The sequence below is a fragment of the Vibrio sp. 1S139 genome (assembly GCF_041439475.1).
Lineage (GTDB): Bacteria > Pseudomonadota > Gammaproteobacteria > Enterobacterales > Vibrionaceae > Vibrio > Vibrio crassostreae_C.
In genome coordinates, this window is the sequence record NZ_JBGOOD010000077.1 from 1 (window position 1) to 18,510 (window position 18,510).

The following is an 18,510-nucleotide window of genomic DNA, read 5'->3' on the forward strand; positions in this document are numbered from 1 at the left end:
CTCCAATTGATTTTCCGGTATAGCGGTTTCCGACGTCTCGGAAAACCAAGTAGTTATCTCTAAGTTACTTTTAATAACGGCGTGATTGGCGAAACCTTTAGGAAAAAAACAACAAATTTAAAGAAATAGCGGTAAAACAGAAGAAAGCGTGACTGGTCGTAAAATTATCGAAAAAAGATGAGAAAATCGCTAAAGTTGCCGGGAAGTCAGTCGAGTGAGAAATTGTATTTTTATTCGCCAAAAAGCACCGACCAAGCTGAAATGCTTTTATAAGATTGTAGGTAATTCATTAACCTAATAACGTTAAAGCTAGATTCGGCGCTTGCTTGGCTTGAGCAAGTATCGTTGTGCTCACTTGCTGCAGTATTTGTTGCTTGAGCATTTGAGTGGTTTCTTTGGCGTAGTCGGTATCTTTGATTCGACTGTTTGATGTCGCCAAATTCTCATGAACGTTTTCAAGATTGTTAATGGCATGATCAAAGCGGTTTTGCATTGCCCCTAATTCAGAGCGATGGCTATCGACATACTTCATCGCCGTATCCAAAATAGAGACGGCGCGCTGAGCACCACCCACATCCGTTACATTGATGTCATTAACTGACTCGTAATAGCCCGCTGACATCGAAAGCTCACTGGCTAATGAACCTGAAAAAGAGATGGTACCCGCGGTATCTTCACCTGACATATAAATCTGAAGTTGTCCGTCATCATTAACAGAAGCCGATAAGAGATCCGTTTGACCATTAATGTAAGTCGCCAACTCTTCGATATCATCGCCCGCTTTCGCGTTGATGGTGATCTCTTGTGGCTGACCAAAACGATCGGTAAACGACATCGTCATATCATTCTGGTTTGATTTCACTTCCCATGAATCACTGGCCATGCCATTAGCAACGTAGCTAAAGCCGCCCATGTTGATGTCATCAGTACGCATGCTTTTCAAACCAATCTGCACAGCTTCGCCCGAACTGCCGCCGATTTGAAACGAGGTGTGTCCAAAACTGCCGTTAAGGAGTTTTTTACCACCGAATGAAGTGGTTTCGGCAATTCGATTCAGCTCGTCATTTAACGCGGTGACTTCTTCTTGAATAGCGATTCGTTCCGATGAACTATTCGAGCCGTTACTCGCTTGTAGGGATAAGTCTCGCATGCGCTGCATGATATTAGTGGTTTCATTCATAGCTCCTTCTGCAGTCTGCATAATGGAGATACCGTCGTTAGCATTTCGAACAGCAACATCAATGCCACTCATCTGTGCTTCTAATCGATTTGAGATCTGTAAGCCAGCCGCATCGTCTTTTGCACTATTAATACGGCTCCCTGAAGCTAAGCGCTCCAAAGATTGGTTCAGCATGTTATTAGCGTTAGAGAGGTTTCTCTGAGCCACTAACGCCGAGACATTCGTATTGACAGTTATAGCCATAGACCTTCGCTTACAAAAAGATGAATAAAACTCACGATTGCTCTTATATCGACCAGTTCATATAAAGCTTTAATAAAAAAGGAGCCCTGAGGCTCCCTTTCTTTGCTGCAGATGAGGTGATTTACTTAATCGTTAATACACTCAACATGTCAGTTGAAGGTGCAAAGTAGTAAGCGCCAGTCACTGCTTTGGTAAAGCGAAGCAGTTGGTCTGTTTTGCCATCTGTTGTGCCGTACATGCTCTCTAACATCGCATCGAAGTTATGACGAACGTTACAGTAAGCAATGAACAATAAGCCGTGGTCGCCCGTAGCAGTACCGTAAGGTAGACTGTGGCGAACAATCTTAAGCCCCTTGCCTTCTTCTTTGATATCCACACGGCCAACGTGAGACGCCGCAGGAACATCATCTAACTCAATTGAATCAGGTTTAGTTCGGCCAATCACTTTCTCTTGTGCCGACACATTCAAACGATTCCAAGCTGGCAGGTTATGCACAAAACGCTGCACCATTACATAACTACCACCAGCGAATTCACCCTCAGGCACAATAGCGACTTCAGCACGTTGTGCGTCTTTCGGGTTTTCAGTGCCATCAACAAAGTCTGTCATGTCACGAGAGTCTAGGAAGCGATAACCATAAGTTTCATCAACCACTTCAACATCAGGTGCTACTTCAGATAGCAATTTACGCAAGATAAAGAAGTGCAGATCATGTCGGTTTGAATGACAGTGAATCAGAACGTCAGACAGTGTGCTCGGTGCTGTGATATCACCTTCACCCAGCACAGGGAAGTCGATCAAATCAGCGGGCGCTGCTTGCTCGAACCTATCCCAAAAAGCTTTTGAGAACGCAACCGATGCCGTTAAGTTCGCATCAGGCTGAGTTTGGTTTAGTTCGTCGATTAGAGTCGGAAGCTTTTGAATTTCTGCTAGTGCATTAGCAGTATTAGCGTTCACTTTAAGTTGAACGTAAAGCGCGAAAGGCCCAGCTTCAGGCAAAATAGCACTTTGAACGTTAGGCTGCTCATTTGAAACATTAAGCATAGATTATTCCTTCCAGTTTTAGCTTCTAAGTATAATTGTGAATGGGACAAATGTTTTGATGAGAATCAGTCTTCGAGCTCAACCACTTTAAAGCAATCCCTTGCAGCATGGCTATTGGTTAGATAAAGCGCTAACCACAGCAGCAACAATAGGGTGATGCCATTTGACCAACGGAACCATCCGTTATCCAAATAGATTAAATAAATCGTATGGGAGCCCTGTGCCAAGATAGCCATCATGGTAACCCAACGTCCCCATGACACGACTTTGTTAAGGCGCTTTCTATCTGGCGATCTTAGCCCAAATAACCACATCAGCAGCAAACTAGGCACACTCAACGCGATCCCGACATAAAACATCTGATGGTCTGGGTAGATTATCTCAAGAATATCGGTTCCCGATTCTCGGCTTGCGCCTGCAACAATGAAAACGACCAAGGCTTTCGCAAGAAACAACCAACCTAGCCAGAGCAAGATTGGAGCTTTCAAAAAGCCGTGCTTGTCGTATTGTTCTATGGAGTACCGCACAAATCTCACTTTCACTTATTTTCAAACCAACACTTTAACGCAAATCATTCATACTTAACTAGCTTTGCGTTATCTTAGTAGCCAATCCGTTTTAATTGTCGAACTCAGTATGAAAAACAAAACTAATACGCCCTCTGTTGAATCTCAACAGGAAGCACTGAAGATAGCCAAAGCGACTCAAAAGCCAGCTCAAACCAAAGAACAAACTAAACTGATTGCTCAGGGTATCGAGAAAGGCATCGCACTGTACAAGAAACAGCAAAAAGAACGCAGCCGCCAAGCCGATAAAGCGAAGAAGCGCGTACAGAAAGAAAAACAGACTCAACAAGCTAATCAACACCAAGAAGACACGATCGAAACAAGTGTTGAAACACCATCAAATCACGCCACTAAACTGCCGTGGTTACTACTGTTCGCAAGCTGGGTAGGCTTCGCGATTTATTTGATGCAATAGCAGGGTAAACGTATGAAAAAGGAATTAGTCGCTTTGGCTATGAGTGGCATGTTACTCGGGTGTACCAAACCCACATCAACGCCTCATAGTAAAGCGGACAAGGTACAAATGGATTACCACGGCCTGATTAACATCGAGCAGTGTGAGTATAAAGGGGAAATCACTGGCAGCGAAGGTCATTGGTACAGCTACTTGTTCTTTCCCAATGACACCCTGATTCAAGGTGCGATGAATGAGCTTAAATCGCATGCCATTGAGCTAGGCGCAGACACCGTCATCTTTACCCTACCCCAAGATTTCAGCACTTCCGTGACTATGCTTGGTACCGCCTACCTGTGCGAGTAAGCAACTAAAGCGGCATATCGATATGCTTTGATTTTATGACACCCAAAAGAAAGCCAGCTTTCGCTGGCTTATGCACTAAATCCAAGGCTTGTTGCTATATCGCCTTTACGCTGGATAACCCATTGACTGTCAAATGGCCCCCAGTCGGATAACTGGTAATAGCCATCATTATGACGTCGCCCATCTTGAACAAACATAAGTTCGATACCGATCCCCGGTAACGCCTTGAGTACATCTTGAATAGTACGACGAGGCCACCCCGTTTTTTCGATGAGTTTAGGCACATTTGGCCTATCAAGGCTTTCCACTAACAATGCTAAATATAGCCGCCTTGCAAAAACAGGACTCAACTCCATTGACACCTCCTATATATGTACAGCTCAATTATTTCTTTTTTCGCTGACAACATGTTGAGGCTGATCAATAAGTCTCCAATAGTGACATTTTCTTACGCTTTTTTTTCACTCTATGAAATATTCATCACTCTATTTTGTCTGAGTTGCTGCTTCCTGATAGGATTCAACTCATAACAATGAAATAAAATCACTCAAAGGAAGAATAATGACTATCACCATGTTTGGTATCCCAAATTGCGACACCATTAAAAAAGCAAAGAAATGGCTCGAAGCTGAAGGTATCGAGTTCGAATTTCACGATTATCGCAAACAAGGCATCACAGAAGAGCTAGTAACAAGCTTCTGCTCTGAGCTAGGTTGGGAGCTTGTGCTAAACAAACGTGGTACGACTTATCGCCAACTTTCTCAAGAACAGAAAGACACCCTAACAGAAGAAAAAGCGGTGACTTTGCTTGTTGAACAACCTGCAATGATCAAGCGCCCAATCTTAAAAGTTGAGGGTAAGCTTCACATCGGATTTAAAGCCGACCAATACGCGGCTATTTTTGCTTAGATCGTTGTATTTACATAGACAGACAACAGGACGTTGATCAGTGAATCAGCGCCTAAAAATTAATGACTAGACGTTTTATTTAAACAAGGAATTCAAGGATGACAGATAGCCCAACTTTGGCTCTGGCAAAAGACCTAATCAGCCGTCAATCGGTAACACCAGAAGATGCAGGCTGCCAAGACCTGATGATTGAACGCTTAAAAGCACTCGGTTTTGAAATCGAAGTGATGGTATTTGAAGATACGACCAACTTCTGGGCTCGTCGTGGTACTGAAGCGCCTCTGTTTGCTTTTGCTGGTCACACTGATGTGGTACCTGCAGGCCCAATCGAACAGTGGAACACTAAGCCATTCGAACCGACTATCGTAGACGGTTTCCTACATGGCCGTGGCGCTGCTGATATGAAAGGCTCTCTGGCTTCAATGATTGTTGCCGTCGAGCAGTTCATTGCCAAACACCCAGACCACACAGGCTCAATTGGTTTCCTGATCACTTCAGATGAGGAAGGTCCTTTCATCAACGGTACTGTACGTGTTGTTGAAGCATTAATGGCGCGCGGTGAAAACATCGATATGTGTATCGTTGGTGAACCATCGAGCACTGAGTTCGTGGGTGATGTCGTGAAGAACGGCCGTCGTGGCTCTATCACTGGCGACCTAACGATTAAAGGCACACAAGGTCATGTTGCCTACCCTCACCTAGCAAACAACCCAGTACACAGCTCTCTGCTTGCTATTAATGAGCTAGCAACAACTGAGTGGGATAAAGGTAATGATTACTTCCCGCCAACCAGTTTCCAAATTCCAAATGTGAGTGCGGGTACTGGTGCTTCAAACGTGATCCCTGGTGAGTTTAATGTTCAGTTTAACCTACGCTTTAGTACAGAGTTAAGCAACGATATCATCGTTGAGCGCATCACAACGACACTCGACAAGTATGATTTCGAATACGACCTAAGATGGACATTCAATGGCGACCCGTTCTTAACAGACGCAGGTTCACTGCTTGATGCTATTGTTGATGCAGTGGGTCACGTCAATGATGTGAAACCAGCACTGCTAACGACTGGCGGTACATCTGATGGTCGCTTTATTGCACGTATGGGCGGACAAGTGGTTGAACTAGGCCCTGTGAATGCAACGATTCACAAGGTTAACGAATGCGTGAAGGTAGCCGATTTAGAAAAGCTAACTGACATGTACGAAAGAACATTAGTGAACCTATTCGCTAAATAGTCTTTCATCAGCGATTCATAGCATCCAATTATTGAGAGACTCGTTATGACACCAGAGCAGCTTACCGGACAATCAGATTCTCATCTAGAGCCTAGCCTGATCGGCACCAAGACCTTCTTGGTCCACAGTGAGGTTAAGAATGACCTGAATAATTTGATTGAAGCTGCTCAGCTCGCTGGTTTTAAAATGGAGATTGCCAGTGGCTTTCGCGACTATGAAAGGCAATCTCTGATTTGGAACCGTAAGTTTTCTGGCGAAGCTCCGATATTAGATTCAGAAAGCCAACCTCTTGATGCTTCAAAACTGACCGAACAACAAAAGCTATCGGCTATCCTGAGATGGTCTGCGCTTCCCGGCGCGAGTCGTCATCATTGGGGTTGTGACTTCGATGTCTTTGCTCGTAACCACTTACCTGAAGGCATACATCTGCAATTAGAACCATGGGAATACCTTACTGGCCACCAGCAATCGTTTTACCAATGGCTATCAGTTCATGCTGCACAATTTGGTTTCTTCTTTCCTTACAGCCAAGATTTGGGTGGTGTGGCGATCGAACCATGGCATATCAGCCATCGCAAAGTATCGGAGTCGTGTTTATCACAGTTATCTCCGACTTTACTTGGCAAGCAACTCCAATCTAAGCCAGTATTAGGGTATGAGATTATTATGGAGCAGCTAGACGAGATCTATGCACGCTTCGTAGCGAATATCAGTCATTAGGAGCGCTTATGTTGGAGTGGCTTACAAACCCTTGGGTTATCATCATCATCGTAGTTAGCGTTGTTGTGGGTAACATCGCAGCGCTCAAACAGACAGCCAATATGGATCTGACGGGGCGTGGTAAAACTGAGCGAGATTTAGATAAGCTCAATCGCTCGGATAAACTTAACCAAGAGAAAGCTGAAAAAGAAGAATCCAAAGACAATAAAGACGCATAGCCTTTTGCTTTGGCTAATCAGCTTGATTGACCAATTTTGATTGACCAATGTAGCCTGATGACAACGAATACAATAAAAAAGAGGACACAGTGTGTCCTCTTTTTTATTTGCTTTTGCTAATCACAAGGCTGATTTAACTCAGCTTGTGACGGCTTGAATGACTACTCAGCTTTCGCTTCTTTGTCATCTTTGGTTTGGTCAGCAATATGCGCTAATACCGGAACCATAGACTTAAGCAGCTCTTCTTCTACTGGCTTACCTGATGCATCCGTTACGTTGATTGACGTACGGTTGCCAAGGTCACCAAATAGGAAGTTGTAAGTGCCTGGCGCTAAGTCGATAGGCTGTAGGCCAATTTCTTCCCAGAACTCATCATCTGGTGCTGCGTACTTCGCCTTCACCGTACCCTGAGATTGATTGCGTTCTTCAAGCTCAAAACCCATTTCAGGCAACAAGTTAGGCAGACGCTGCCAGAATACATTGTATGGCGTACGAGCAATAATCACAGGGAAACCACTACGGTCAGCACCCATTGAAATTGGAATACGCTTCACCAACTCTTGCGCTTTCAGCGCCGCTTCAGCACGAAGGTTTTCATCGTACTTAGCCATAACTAGGTTGGTCAGGAACGCGTTGTAACGCTCTTTATTGGTTGCCGTTACTGTTTTCTCTTCAGTACCTTCACGCCAATCAATCAGATTAATCTTGAAGCCATGACGGTTGTTTGCTTGGAAGCGAGAGATAGAGTAACGACTACCAATCTCTACGTCTTCATCTTCAGAAACCCAAGTTACCCAATCGGTCTCAATCTCATTCTCTGATTGCTCACGAATACCAATACCACGTTGAGCCAGCATATCTACAGCCGTTTGCCACACGCGGTCTGCCTCTTCTGCGCGAAGAAGCCATAGTGTCACTTCACCGTTTTGACGCTCAGCACGAGCACCCGGGATCAGTTCAAGAACCTGTTGCGGTGGACGAATATCCACTTCACGACCAGTACCACCACTGAATTCACCGCTTGGGATGTCAAAATTTGGGTAGAACTGAGGCTGAGCATCTACAGGCAATTGCCATTGTGAAAACTCAGGTGTTTCTAAGTATTCGAAATCATCTTTGGCTTGGCGACGTTGAGTCGGGTTGCCAGAACATGCTGTAAGAACGAAAACAGCCAGTGACCCAATCACTAGCTGGTGAGAATACTTCATTTATACTCCTAAATGCCGAAGGTTCGCTTCGGCATCACTTCATACGTTTTAGTAAATGCACGCTTCAGTCATTGCTTGAGCAACAACAGGTTGAGCTGGCTCTGACAGTTCAGTCAGCGGTAGACGTAAGCCACCTTCAGCAATCAGACCCATTTTATGAACCGCCCATTTTACGGGAATAGGGTTAGACTCAACGAACAAATTCTTATGTAGAGGCATCAAACGCTCATTGATCGCTTCCGCTTCTTCAAACTTACCTTCTTTTGCTAGCTTGAACATGGTTGCCATATCAGCGGCTGCAACATTGTTCGTTACAGAGATCACGCCATCGCCACCACGCTTAACAAATTCTAGGCCTGTTAAGTCATCACCACTTAGTAAGATAAAGTCTTCGCCACAAAGTTCACGGTGAATTGCAATTCTGTCGAGATCACCCGTCGCATCTTTCAGTGCAACGATGTTTTCGATCTCAGCAAGACGAGCAACCGTTTCTGGCAACAAGTCTACCGCAGTACGACCTGGAACATTGTATAGAATTTGTGGAACGTCACTGACTTCAGCAATCGCTTTGTAGTGTTGGTACAAACCTTCTTGAGTCGGTTTGTTGTAGTAAGGCGTTACGCTCAGGCAACCAGCAATACCAGAACCATTCAACAAACGGCTGAATAGAACAGATTCATGAGTTGCATTTGCACCTGTACCAGCGATAACGGGAATACGACCATCAGCAAATTCAACGATCTTGTTGACGACTTTGACATGCTCTTCAATAGTGAGTGTTGAAGACTCACCTGTTGTGCCAACCGCAACCAGACCATCACTACCTGCAGCAATATGGTGCTCAACTAACTTTTTAAGGCTGTCGAAATCCACTTCACCATCTGTATTAAATGGCGTAACTAGCGCAACAATACTTCCTGAAAACATGTCTATCTCCCTTAATTTATTCTTTTTGCATGTTACTGTAAGCCAATCAATAAACACAAGACATTAAAGTGGCTTACCGGCAACATCTGCATTAAATATTGTCGTATGTTTGAGGTAAAACGACTTCTAACGGCGTTCTACCTAGAATTTGGGTAACCTGCACTCAATCTAGCGGATAGCACATCACTGGATGTCAGTAACAAGTAAGCTGTGCTCTCATCGCTCTATCTCATTTTTTAACGCGCTCGATATTCTTATCATTGGTTGCATGTTCGAAGCAAGGTCGCTCATAAAAAGCTCCGCACGCACGCTTATTCCACGAGCTAACTGTGCTAACATGCATGAATCAATGGAATATAAAGAGACGTGATTTTATGACTCAACATCTAGTAATCACAGCTGTGGGCACTGATCGCCCAGGTGTATGCAACCAAGTGGTTCATTTAGTCACCCAATCAGGCTGTAACATTATTGATAGCCGTATCGCCCTGTTTGGCGAAGAATTTACGCTTATCATGCTGCTGTCTGGAAAGGCAAACAACATTACCCGCGTTGAAACCACCTTGCCCTTGCTTGGACAAGAGCACGACTTGATTACGATTATGAAGCGAACCTCAACTCATGATGTTGTTGAGAACTCTTACACAGTAGAGGTGTTCGTTGAGTCAGACGATAAAATCGGACTTACTGAGCAGTTTACCCAGTTCTTCGCAGACCGAAACATCGGCCTCGATTCGTTAAGTGCACGAACCATCAATAAATCTAAGGTTCAACTCGACAACGACCAATTCCATATCTCTATTACCGCTTCTGTGCAATCAGAATGTAACTTGATGCAGCTACAAGAAGAATTCGATTCGCTGTGTCAGAGCCTATCAGTCCAAGGCTCGCTCAACTTTATCAAAAACAGTCTTTAAAAAGGAAATGTCATGAATACGCTAACGGCTGGTGTTCCAGCACCTGCTTTTTCTCTTCCAGATCAAGATGGCAATATCGTATCTCTTGGTGACTTCAAAGGTAAAAAAGTACTTTTCTATTTTTACCCTAAAGCAATGACTCCAGGTTGTATTGTGCAAGCGGAAGGCCTGCGTGATATCAAAACACAGCTTGATGACCTAAACGTGGTTGTTCTAGGTGTGAGTGTTGACCCAGTAAAACGTCTACCAAACTTCGTTGAGAAGAAATCTCTAAACTTCACCCTGCTATCTGATGAAGACCACAGCGTTGCTGAACAGTTTGGCGTTTGGGGCGAGAAAAAATTCACCCTTAGAAATTTTTTATGACAAAAAACTTCGATAATTTTTTATGACAGGCTACCTTTAATATGTGGGTAACATATTGAGGATTGTTTTGTGATAGAAAAGCATGAAGAAAACGATGTTTATGATGACTACCGATTGCTCTCCATAGAGGTAGATACATTAGCTAAACTGAGAATCTCAGAGATCATCGCTAGTGACTCTGGAGAAGTGATCCACTCACCCTACCTTTCCCCATCCAATTTACAGTCTCGCCTAAAGAAGACCGATATTATCCTTGCACCAGATGGGCGTGTTGTTTATCCACAATCTCTTTACCTCGTGTCAAAACTCAGCGGTGAAGGAAAAATTCAAGACACCAAATCAATGGCCAAAGGCTTATTGGCCTTTACTCGATATTTAGACTCTACCCATTACCCTCAAGTTGATGATGATGGGAATGTGATACCACCCCAGTACCTAACCTATAAAACACTAACAAAGCATGAAGAAGAAGGCGCGCCTTGGCAATTTGCACAGCACCTTTTGGCAAACTGTCGATCTCGGAAGGAGGCAACTGGTGACGAAGCGTACTCGCTTAACTCAGCAAGAAGCTATATGGGTGCTGTTATTGGGTTTTATAAGTGGATGCAGAAACACGGTTACCTCAAAAATGATGATGAGCATGTCCTGACACACTTCACCAAGCTTGAAGCATACCTAGACGGCACCAATCAGCATGACATGCTTGCCCATACTAAGTCTGGCGCAAAGCGGGTCTATGAGATATCAAATATCATGAAGGAGTTCCCCAAAGTCGATAAAACGCCTGCTCATCAAAAATTGAAGCCTATGTCGTTCGATCATAAAGAACTGTTCTCCCAACACATTGATGCATTGCCAAAAGCTGCTTCCCTGATACTGAGACTATGTGAAGAGGCTGGGCTTAGGATTGATGAAGCCACCCACTTTCCTGCTCGTGATATTGGTGATAAGGATTGCAGTGATCTAGACGTCGTGCCATTGACGATTACACATACCAAGGGCAGTAAGGAGCGCACGATTGAAATCCCTATCGCACTGTATGAGGAATTAGAGCAATACAAAGAATGTAGCCAGCGACAAAAGAACCTGACTCGACGAAATGAGCTGATCGATTCTAAGGAAGAACAGGACACCACTGACTACCTTTTTCTTTCCAATAAAGGGCGGCCATACACAGTAAAAACCTTAGAGGCACATTTTAGCGAACTGCGACAGCGCATCCGGGCAATAGAGCCTGACTGGTACTATCGAATCCATGACCTGCGATCAACTTATGCCACGCATTGGCTTTGGTGTGAGTCTAGGGAGCGGCAGACTGCCTATGAGTACATAATGGACGAGTTAGCCTTACTAATGGGGCATGAAAGCACCGCAACGACGGAAAAGTACATTAAGTTCATGAATAAGTTTGATGAGCAGTTACGGGTTGCAGAGAGCAAAAATAACAAGATCAACAAAGGGCTGTAGTATGCCAAAAAGCCCACTCGCGAAGAACTCAAAGACGGTTAAGCACATCAGAAACAGTAAGAATGTGGTTCCGTTGCACCTTACCATCCCCTATAAGGACGGCAGAAGCAGGAAGGTAACCGAGTTTGATATATCACACCTGTTACACCTTGGTGTCGATAGCAATAACGTCAAAATCGACAGCCGTATCCCTTTTTTAAGGAGCTTTTGTAAAAAAGCCAACCAGTATGTCGATAATGGAAACTCTGCCCAAACCACCTCGGGATATTACGAGGTATTAAGACCCTTCATTGTCTTTTGTGACGCCGTAAACGTTGACCCTTTTTCTGAAGCTGGCTATTTAAAATACGTAGGGAATGATGGCGAGCTGCGGCACCGCTTAAAAATGTACAGTCCATCAAAGAAATTGTGGGAGATGAGCCACGGTGATGGACTGGGCATCCGAGAAAGCTCAGCCGCTGTAATAACTTCAGCAATTCGCACCGCCCTTTCATGGTGTGGATTACCCGCTGACACATGGGCAACCCATCACCGAGGGTTTAGTGGCGAAAAAACACCAAATAAGGGTTACTCTGACGCTGAAGAAAAGGTGCTTGTTGCTCGGTTGAGTGAGTTATTTTTCATCCTAGCCCCACAGCTCATTGCGGCAAAAAAAGAAAACCTTGTCCTGCCTGACGAGTTGCCTGTCGTTATTGACTTAGGTGACCACCAAGAAGTCATTTCAATTAAAACCTCTCTCAAAGCCCAAGCTACTGGGAAGAGTAAAACGAGTACATCCGTAAAGCCTACCGCCGCGTTTAACATGGCGATGGGTGCGGCTTATCACCTTATGGGCTTTTTTACCTCATTAAACGATGGCGGCCTACAGAGCATCGCTCATCCAATCACGATTCATACTGATGAGCGGGATAAAAGCTTACAAGTGGTTAAGGTATCGAGCTTCAAGCCACGCACAAACAAAGAGATAGACGCTGTACTTACTAACCAGAGCTTCGATGTTGATAAACGGGGTGGAGTGAAGTTTATTATAACCCTTGAAACGCTTTCAGCATTATATGGCGGTGGCGAAAAAGGCTCAGAGTTACTGTTCACGCTGAACAACCTAGGGGAGAAAAGTAGTTCGTTCAATATAGCGGAAATAAATTACCACCTGACGGTAGAGCTAAACCTACTCTCACCCACTCGTTCATCTTGCCTGCCATGGTTTAAGGAGTTGTTTCACAGTTATCGAAACCAGTATGTTATCGAGCTAAAAAAAGAGATGAATACGCTAGGCCGACCCGTCGTCAGTAAAATCTCTCGCCCGTGCTCAAAAAGTATAGCCACACAAGGCGCAACGAATGCTGCCTACTGCATTTTATCGTGTTACACATACTTACCCCTCAAGGGCATCTTACTGCCACTGACTTATTCGGATAAAGACGCTAAGGGCAACATCAGCGTGTCGTTCAAATACCGCAATGGCGAGAGCCACCACTTCTCTGTTCCTGCTGCTGACAAGGCGTTAATCGAAGATATTGAACAATTCGCCACAGAGTTAGCCGATAAACAAGACTCTAAAAACTATGAGCGGTTGCTGCTCAAGCGAGGTCATCATGCAGAAGCCCCTAAAGACTGGGACGGAATAAACCCATTCAGCGCTAAGTTAATGAAAACATGGTCAATTGCGCCCAATGAATACTTCATTTCACTGCAATCAAGCCGCTGGCGAGAAATGACAAGTAACCAAGTGTACTCCGTGAGTGGTGCAGGCGGCGTACAAAGCCTCCTGCAAAACCTTCTTCAAACCATTGATAAACATTATGCCAATGGTGACCCAAGACTCAACAAAATCATCATCTCACAAGCTCTACAAGTGATTGAGCTATTGGATGAAGAGACGGGGTTAGAGCTAGCAAAAGAGATAGTTGCAGCCAAACTTGGCATCACAATGCTGACGCATGATGAATGGAAAAAGAAGCAAGAGGAAGAAAGGGCAAAAACCAATCCCAATGGCATTCATTGCTATGGGCAACAAAACATTGCAGGTGGAAAAAACACCCAGCGTGAAACCAATAACGCCATGAAGCTACAGCTACCTTGTGCTGAATACGACATGTGCCATAAATGCCAATCAGCCAAAGCCGTCAATGAGACTCAACACATCTATAAACTTATCTCTTTCATTGATGTACTGAGGGAGGCAGTAAACCTGTACCCTAACGTGCAAGAGGAAGTCCATGAAAGAATCGCCGCTTTTGAGTTTACCCTCGATGGTGCCAGCAAGGATATATACGACGGTGCAATGGCATTATTTAACAAAAACGGGCGTCACCCTCGGGTATCTATGGATCACGCCATTTTAGCCCAACACCGTTAATTGGGAGCCAATCATGATAAAGCTACCTAAGTACAACATTGGCCAACAAGATGCCCTGTTAAGCGCGCAATATCATGTTGGTGGCTACACAAACTACCTGAAGGATGTGTTAGAGCCTGCCATTAAATCAGGCGAGTGGGATGACTTTGAGACGCTAGATATTGGTTTTAGCGTCACAGGTGAGTCACTGGGTAAAATTGGGGACAACAACGCTTGGCGTCAGCTCCAACTCTTCTTTGAGCCGAATGCGACCAAACCGGATACCCTAGACTTCTTTCTTGACGGAAAGGTGATGGAGCGCAACCTGACAAACCAATTGAGAGCACTGGCATTGAGTATGATGTGGCTCTCGCCTAAAGATTATTCTTTTGGGAGCATTGTGCAGACTATCACTGGGTTAAAGAAAGTCGCCTCTGTGTTACTGAATGAAGGCCACAATAGCTTTGAGTTATTAAGTTTTGAGCTGTTAGAGACTTGGGTATTAAGTGATGTTACCGATTTGGACTTCGAACGAGAAACACCCTACACCTCACTCAATAAACTGTTCATAGAGGCAACACGACTACCGTTTAATGTCAGTCTGACCAAAGCGTTAAACGCCTCGGATTTTGGTTTAGTCATTAAAGAGCGTGAGCAGTACACGGTTATCCCGCAGCGGCTGTACTATCTGGGACTTCAACAATCAGAAGCATTAGTGAACGAGCTATACCCCATTCGTGATGAGCTTGACAAGCTTTCAGATTACATTGCTGACTACCATGAGAAATCCTACCAAGGGTATGCTAAATACCTTGTTAGCAATGAAGCAAAGTGCAAAACAAATGGCGGGCTTCAGTGGTATTTATCTACATCAAATAAAGGTGATAAGGAAAAGAAAATAGCCTTTCAAGCTGCTTTTCTAGCACTCAATAACCCGACACAAGAATCGACCTTTGAACTGCTCTACAAGCACAAACCTGCGATCAACCTTAATTACATCGACAAGTTCTACCCTGAGCGAACATTGAGGATTGGCAACAGGATGGTAACCGGACTTGCAAAAGCGCAATCGCTGTTTAAAGAACTCAACGGTGGTTGCCTCTGGGCGTTAATGTCCCGCACAGGTATGCGTTCTGATGAAACCTTTCACCTACATATCGCTGATGGGTGTTCAACAGAAACCATATCAGAGCAAACCATTCACGTTATTCATGCAGACCTATCAAAAACCACCAAAGGCTCTCAGTCAAAACAGGATGAGTTTGTCACCACAGAGGTCGGCAAAAAGGCTTACGAGATGCTGCAAGCGCTACATTCGCCACTTAGACAGCGTCACCCTGATAGCCAAGCATTCTTCCACAAGACAATAGAAGACTGTGGTGCTGTTACTAAAAAAGAACTAGGAAGACATATGACTCATTGGTTTGAAAGCGCACTAGGGGAAAAGCTTGCACTAACCAATAACGATGTCATCGATTTGAAGGTTTCCGACCCTAACCTTTCGTTTAATGTAGGGGATAACTATGAATTCTCAGGTCATCAGCTCCGCCGCTCGTTCGCCTACTACCTGATCGGCTTCGAGCTTTGCGCGTTCCCCCAACTCAAGCAACAATTCAGCCATGTATCGATGGCGATGACACGCCATTACGCTAAGAACGCCAGTAAATTCCAGAAAATCAGAAAGAAAAAGGAGAACTTGGCTCACGTTGTTGATGAAGAAAGGATTGTTCAAAAAGCGCAGGTGTACTTCAACATCTACAAGAAGCTGGCGAACAAAGAACGTGTCGCGGGTGGCAAGGGCAAAGAGTTTGCCAAAAACATGATGAAGGCTGAGCGTAACCTGTTTAAAGATAAAGTCGATGACGACATGCTCTCGCTCAACTACTGGAAAAAGCAAATCCGAGATCAAAAGCGCCACATTCACGCCGTCGCCCCCGGAGTTTACTGCACTTCAACAGGTTGTAGCCTACGTACACAAGTCAACCTATTAGAGTGTGTGGACTGTAAGAACGACTATATTATCGATGCTGTTTTTGCCGAAGCTAAGCGCAAAGAAGCCGAAATTCATATGCTATGGGACATTGAGCATGATGAATTAACGCCTCAAACAGCGTCAGAAGTGTATATAAAAATCACGGCTGCTGAACGCATTATGAAAGACTTAGATATCAGCTATGAACCCGTTGTAATACCTCAAGAGGTTCAAGAACTGCTGATACCTTACGGAGTGACTGCACTATGACACAGGCCACTAAAAACAAGCTTATAAAAGCCCTAGAGCGTCTGTTAGAGGGTAAACCAGAAAACCGAGAGCTAAGGAAGAAAGTCCGAGAAGGTAAGCTAAAAATCAATAACATTAGCGTCGAGAAAGAAGCGGGGCTTTCTGTTGGGGCATTGCGCAGACACGAAGATGTTCAGGATATGGTGAAGAATAAGTCACTGGAATTTCGTGTAGCACAAGATGATTTAAGCCAGTCACCTATTGATGTGTTACAGGCGGAAGTGAAAAAGCTAAAACTCGACAAGACTCAAGCTAATAAGAAAAAAAAGGAGTACCTCGACCTCGCTAGAAGTCATGAAAAGGCACTAGCCATACAAGCAGCCAGTCATATAAAAATGGTTCAGGAACTCATGGAGATGCTGCATGAAAGCCAGCGAGTGAAGGCGATGGACAAAGTCGTCAAAGCAAGACCAGATAACCTTATCAAGGGAGATTTTAGGTAAGAGCATCCTGTTTAGTGCGGCATCTAGAAAGGACAACCACTACCAATAAAAACATCCTGTTTAGTGTAATCATTAGACAGGACACTGAATCATCTATAAAAATGTACACTCTAGCGAAATAAAAATGCTCTAAAAAGGACGTAGCGAAGAACGCTACGCCAAATACCATTAATTGAGAAAGTAAGGACAAAACCAATGGCAATCGAAACCGGACAAACTGCACCAGATTTTACCCTGAATGACCAAGACAATAACCCAGTGACGCTATCTGAGCTTCAAGGAAAGAAGGTGCTGCTTTACTTCTACCCACGCGCTTCAACTCCGGGCTGTACCGTTCAGGCTCAAGGATTGCGTGACACTAAAGCTGAACTAGATGCCCACAACGTTGTTGTGCTTGGTTTAAGCCCAGACACCCCGAAAAAGCTAACCAACTTTATCAACAAGCAAGAGCTGAACTTCACTCTACTAGCCGATGAAGAACACGAAGTGTGTGAGAAGTACGGTGTTTGGCAGCTCAAGAAGTTCATGGGGCGTGAAAACATGGGCGTTGTGAGAACCAGTTTCCTGATTGATGAATCTGGCAACCTTGAGCATGTATTCAACAAGTTCAAAACCAAAGATCACCATGAAGTTGTACTGGACTACCTAAACAGCAAATAACCGTCCATGAACAAATAACTACACAACTTGGGGGCAGGCATGATTGGCTACATTCGAGTATCAGATTCACAAAGAGCCGATGGCGAATCACAACGAGAAGCTATCAAGGCGTACGCTGATAAACATGGCATACAAATAACGGATTGGATAGAAGAGCATGTGTCTGCCACCAAGACAGAGATTCGTGAGCGGAAGTTATCTTCCCTCACCGCCTCTCAACAAAGCATCATTGTATCGGATATCACTCGGCTGGGTCGCCACAAGGTTATGGAGTTGGTCGGCGCTATCGGCCAGATAGCCTCATACGGTGAGCTGCATTTGGCATACAGCGACACCATCATTAACTCTGAGAACGTTGATAATGCTGAAATCATTTTTAAAGTTATTGGGCAGTCTTTTGCCAGCGCTGTAGAGGCTCAGAAGCGCTCCGAGCGAGCTAAAGCAGGTCATGCTTAACCACCATAAGTGTCACACTACGTATGAATCAGTAAACACAAGACTAAATTTCTGCTTTGCTAAGCTAACGCTTGTTAGCCTAACGTTCGTAAGCGCTCCATAAACCCCGCATTCTAATCGCCTAACACGAATAATAAGATCAAGTCTCCAACCATGAGGAGACTTGAAATGGGAAAACGACACACTAATCAAGAATGGCAAACGCTTATCGAGCAATCTGAATCGAGTTCATTGTCAACGCTCGCATTTTGTAAGCTCAATGAACTCAATCCCTCAACGTTTTATGCTAAGCGCCAGCAACTCAAAAAAGCGGATGTATCCCAAGGCTTTGTGCGAGCGGAGGTCGTCGAAAAGACAACGAAATACCAAGCTCAAATAGCCACCGCTAACATGACTCTTCTCGTCAATAATGTTGAGCTGAGTATTCCTCAAGGCACGCCAGCGGCCTATCTCGCAGAGCTTATCGGTGCATTATCATGAAACGCATGCTCAGCGCTCCAGAGATTTACTTGTATTGTGAAAGCGTCGATTTTAGAAAGTCCATCAACGGCCTTGCAGCGATTATCGAAAA

General features: G+C 44.5%; 19 protein-coding genes and 2 pseudogenes. 15 read left to right on the forward strand and 6 right to left on the reverse strand.

Going from position 1 to position 18,510, the window contains the following annotated elements:
- Positions 1-289 precede the first annotated feature (289 nt).
- The 3 genes from ACED46_RS19080 to ACED46_RS19090 form a co-directional block, all read right to left on the reverse strand.
- Positions 290-1,423: a flagellin gene (locus ACED46_RS19080; protein ID WP_017063389.1), complete on the reverse strand. Its 1,134-nt coding sequence runs from the start codon at positions 1,421-1,423 to the stop codon at positions 290-292.
- A gap of 121 nt (positions 1,424-1,544) precedes the next feature.
- Positions 1,545-2,468, reverse strand: coding sequence for a Dyp-type peroxidase (locus ACED46_RS19085; protein WP_371722178.1), 924 nt, complete (start codon positions 2,466-2,468; stop codon positions 1,545-1,547).
- Positions 2,469-2,533: 65 nt separating this feature from the next.
- Positions 2,534-2,995 (reverse strand): DUF2919 domain-containing protein, encoded by a 462-nt coding sequence (locus ACED46_RS19090; protein ID WP_017060696.1) that lies wholly within the window; start codon positions 2,993-2,995, stop codon positions 2,534-2,536.
- Between the two features lie 109 nt (positions 2,996-3,104).
- On the opposite strand from ACED46_RS19090, the gene ACED46_RS19095 reads away from it, so the two are divergent.
- Positions 3,105-3,449: a DUF2956 domain-containing protein gene (locus ACED46_RS19095; RefSeq protein WP_017060697.1), complete on the forward strand. Its 345-nt coding sequence runs from the start codon at positions 3,105-3,107 to the stop codon at positions 3,447-3,449.
- Between the two features lie 12 nt (positions 3,450-3,461).
- Positions 3,462-3,794, forward strand: a complete 333-nt coding sequence (locus ACED46_RS19100) for a DUF4156 domain-containing protein (RefSeq protein WP_371722180.1) — start codon at positions 3,462-3,464, stop codon at positions 3,792-3,794.
- A gap of 68 nt (positions 3,795-3,862) precedes the next feature.
- Here the strand turns inward: ACED46_RS19100 and ACED46_RS19105 are convergent, their stop codons facing one another.
- A complete protein-coding gene (locus ACED46_RS19105) occupies positions 3,863-4,150 on the reverse strand; it encodes a helix-turn-helix domain-containing protein (protein WP_004734273.1) in 288 nt (95 codons plus the stop codon).
- 205 nt (positions 4,151-4,355) lie between these two features.
- Here ACED46_RS19105 and ACED46_RS19110 point away from each other — a divergent pair, with 205 nt between their 5' ends.
- The 4 genes from ACED46_RS19110 (at position 4,356) to ACED46_RS19125 (ending at position 6,876) form a co-directional block, all read left to right on the forward strand.
- A complete protein-coding gene (locus ACED46_RS19110) occupies positions 4,356-4,703 on the forward strand; it encodes an ArsC family reductase (protein ID WP_017060699.1) in 348 nt (115 codons plus the stop codon).
- 98 nt (positions 4,704-4,801) lie between these two features.
- Complete coding sequence (dapE, locus tag ACED46_RS19115; protein ID WP_017060700.1) at positions 4,802-5,938, forward strand: succinyl-diaminopimelate desuccinylase; 1,137 nt, start codon at positions 4,802-4,804, stop codon at positions 5,936-5,938.
- 45 nt (positions 5,939-5,983) lie between these two features.
- The gene (locus ACED46_RS19120) at positions 5,984-6,658 is read left to right on the forward strand and encodes a M15 family metallopeptidase (protein WP_017063385.1); all 675 of its coding nucleotides are present in this window, start codon (positions 5,984-5,986) and stop codon (positions 6,656-6,658) included.
- An 8-nt stretch (positions 6,659-6,666) separates the two neighbouring features.
- Positions 6,667-6,876 (forward strand): DUF2897 family protein, encoded by a 210-nt coding sequence (locus ACED46_RS19125; protein WP_017060702.1) that lies wholly within the window; start codon positions 6,667-6,669, stop codon positions 6,874-6,876.
- Between the two features lie 161 nt (positions 6,877-7,037).
- Here the strand turns inward: ACED46_RS19125 and bamC are convergent, their stop codons facing one another.
- Together bamC and dapA are read right to left on the reverse strand one after the other, a co-directional pair.
- Entirely contained in the window at positions 7,038-8,084 is a 1,047-nt protein-coding gene (gene bamC / locus ACED46_RS19130; protein ID WP_017060703.1) for an outer membrane protein assembly factor BamC, read from the reverse strand.
- A 48-nt stretch (positions 8,085-8,132) separates the two neighbouring features.
- Positions 8,133-9,011 carry a 4-hydroxy-tetrahydrodipicolinate synthase gene (gene dapA, locus ACED46_RS19135; RefSeq protein ID WP_017060704.1) on the reverse strand — a complete coding sequence of 293 codons (879 nt, stop codon included), beginning with the start codon at positions 9,009-9,011 and terminating at the stop codon, positions 8,133-8,135.
- 374 nt (positions 9,012-9,385) lie between these two features.
- Between dapA and ACED46_RS19140 the strand changes: the two genes are divergently transcribed.
- The 9 genes and pseudogenes from ACED46_RS19140 to ACED46_RS19180 all read left to right on the forward strand — a co-directional run bounded on the left by ACED46_RS19140 (position 9,386) and on the right by ACED46_RS19180 (position 18,419).
- Positions 9,386-9,928 (forward strand): glycine cleavage system protein R, encoded by a 543-nt coding sequence (locus ACED46_RS19140; protein WP_371722182.1) that lies wholly within the window; start codon positions 9,386-9,388, stop codon positions 9,926-9,928.
- Positions 9,929-9,940: 12 nt separating this feature from the next.
- Positions 9,941-10,273: pseudogene (bcp, locus tag ACED46_RS19145) on the forward strand (thioredoxin-dependent thiol peroxidase); the annotation flags it as partial.
- Between the two features lie 90 nt (positions 10,274-10,363).
- Positions 10,364-11,761: a tyrosine-type recombinase/integrase gene (locus ACED46_RS19150; RefSeq protein WP_371722183.1), complete on the forward strand. Its 1,398-nt coding sequence runs from the start codon at positions 10,364-10,366 to the stop codon at positions 11,759-11,761.
- A 1-nt stretch (position 11,762) separates the two neighbouring features.
- Complete coding sequence (locus tag ACED46_RS19155) at positions 11,763-14,120, forward strand: hypothetical protein (protein WP_371722184.1); 2,358 nt, start codon at positions 11,763-11,765, stop codon at positions 14,118-14,120.
- Positions 14,121-14,133: 13 nt separating this feature from the next.
- Positions 14,134-16,341, forward strand: a complete 2,208-nt coding sequence (locus tag ACED46_RS19160; protein WP_136979766.1) for a tyrosine-type recombinase/integrase — start codon at positions 14,134-14,136, stop codon at positions 16,339-16,341.
- The gene (locus ACED46_RS19165; protein WP_136979768.1) at positions 16,338-16,823 is read left to right on the forward strand and encodes a bacterioferritin comigratory protein; all 486 of its coding nucleotides are present in this window, start codon (positions 16,338-16,340) and stop codon (positions 16,821-16,823) included. The genes ACED46_RS19160 and ACED46_RS19165 overlap by 4 nt, the downstream gene beginning before the upstream one ends.
- Before the next feature lie 195 nt (positions 16,824-17,018).
- Positions 17,019-17,483, forward strand: coding sequence for a thioredoxin-dependent thiol peroxidase (gene bcp, locus ACED46_RS19170; protein ID WP_136979770.1), 465 nt, complete (start codon positions 17,019-17,021; stop codon positions 17,481-17,483).
- A gap of 39 nt (positions 17,484-17,522) precedes the next feature.
- Positions 17,523-17,936, forward strand: a pseudogene (locus ACED46_RS19175) (recombinase family protein); the annotation flags it as partial.
- Between the two features lie 171 nt (positions 17,937-18,107).
- Entirely contained in the window at positions 18,108-18,419 is a 312-nt protein-coding gene (locus ACED46_RS19180) for a hypothetical protein (protein WP_048660431.1), read from the forward strand.
- The last annotated feature ends 91 nt before the right edge of the window (positions 18,420-18,510 follow it).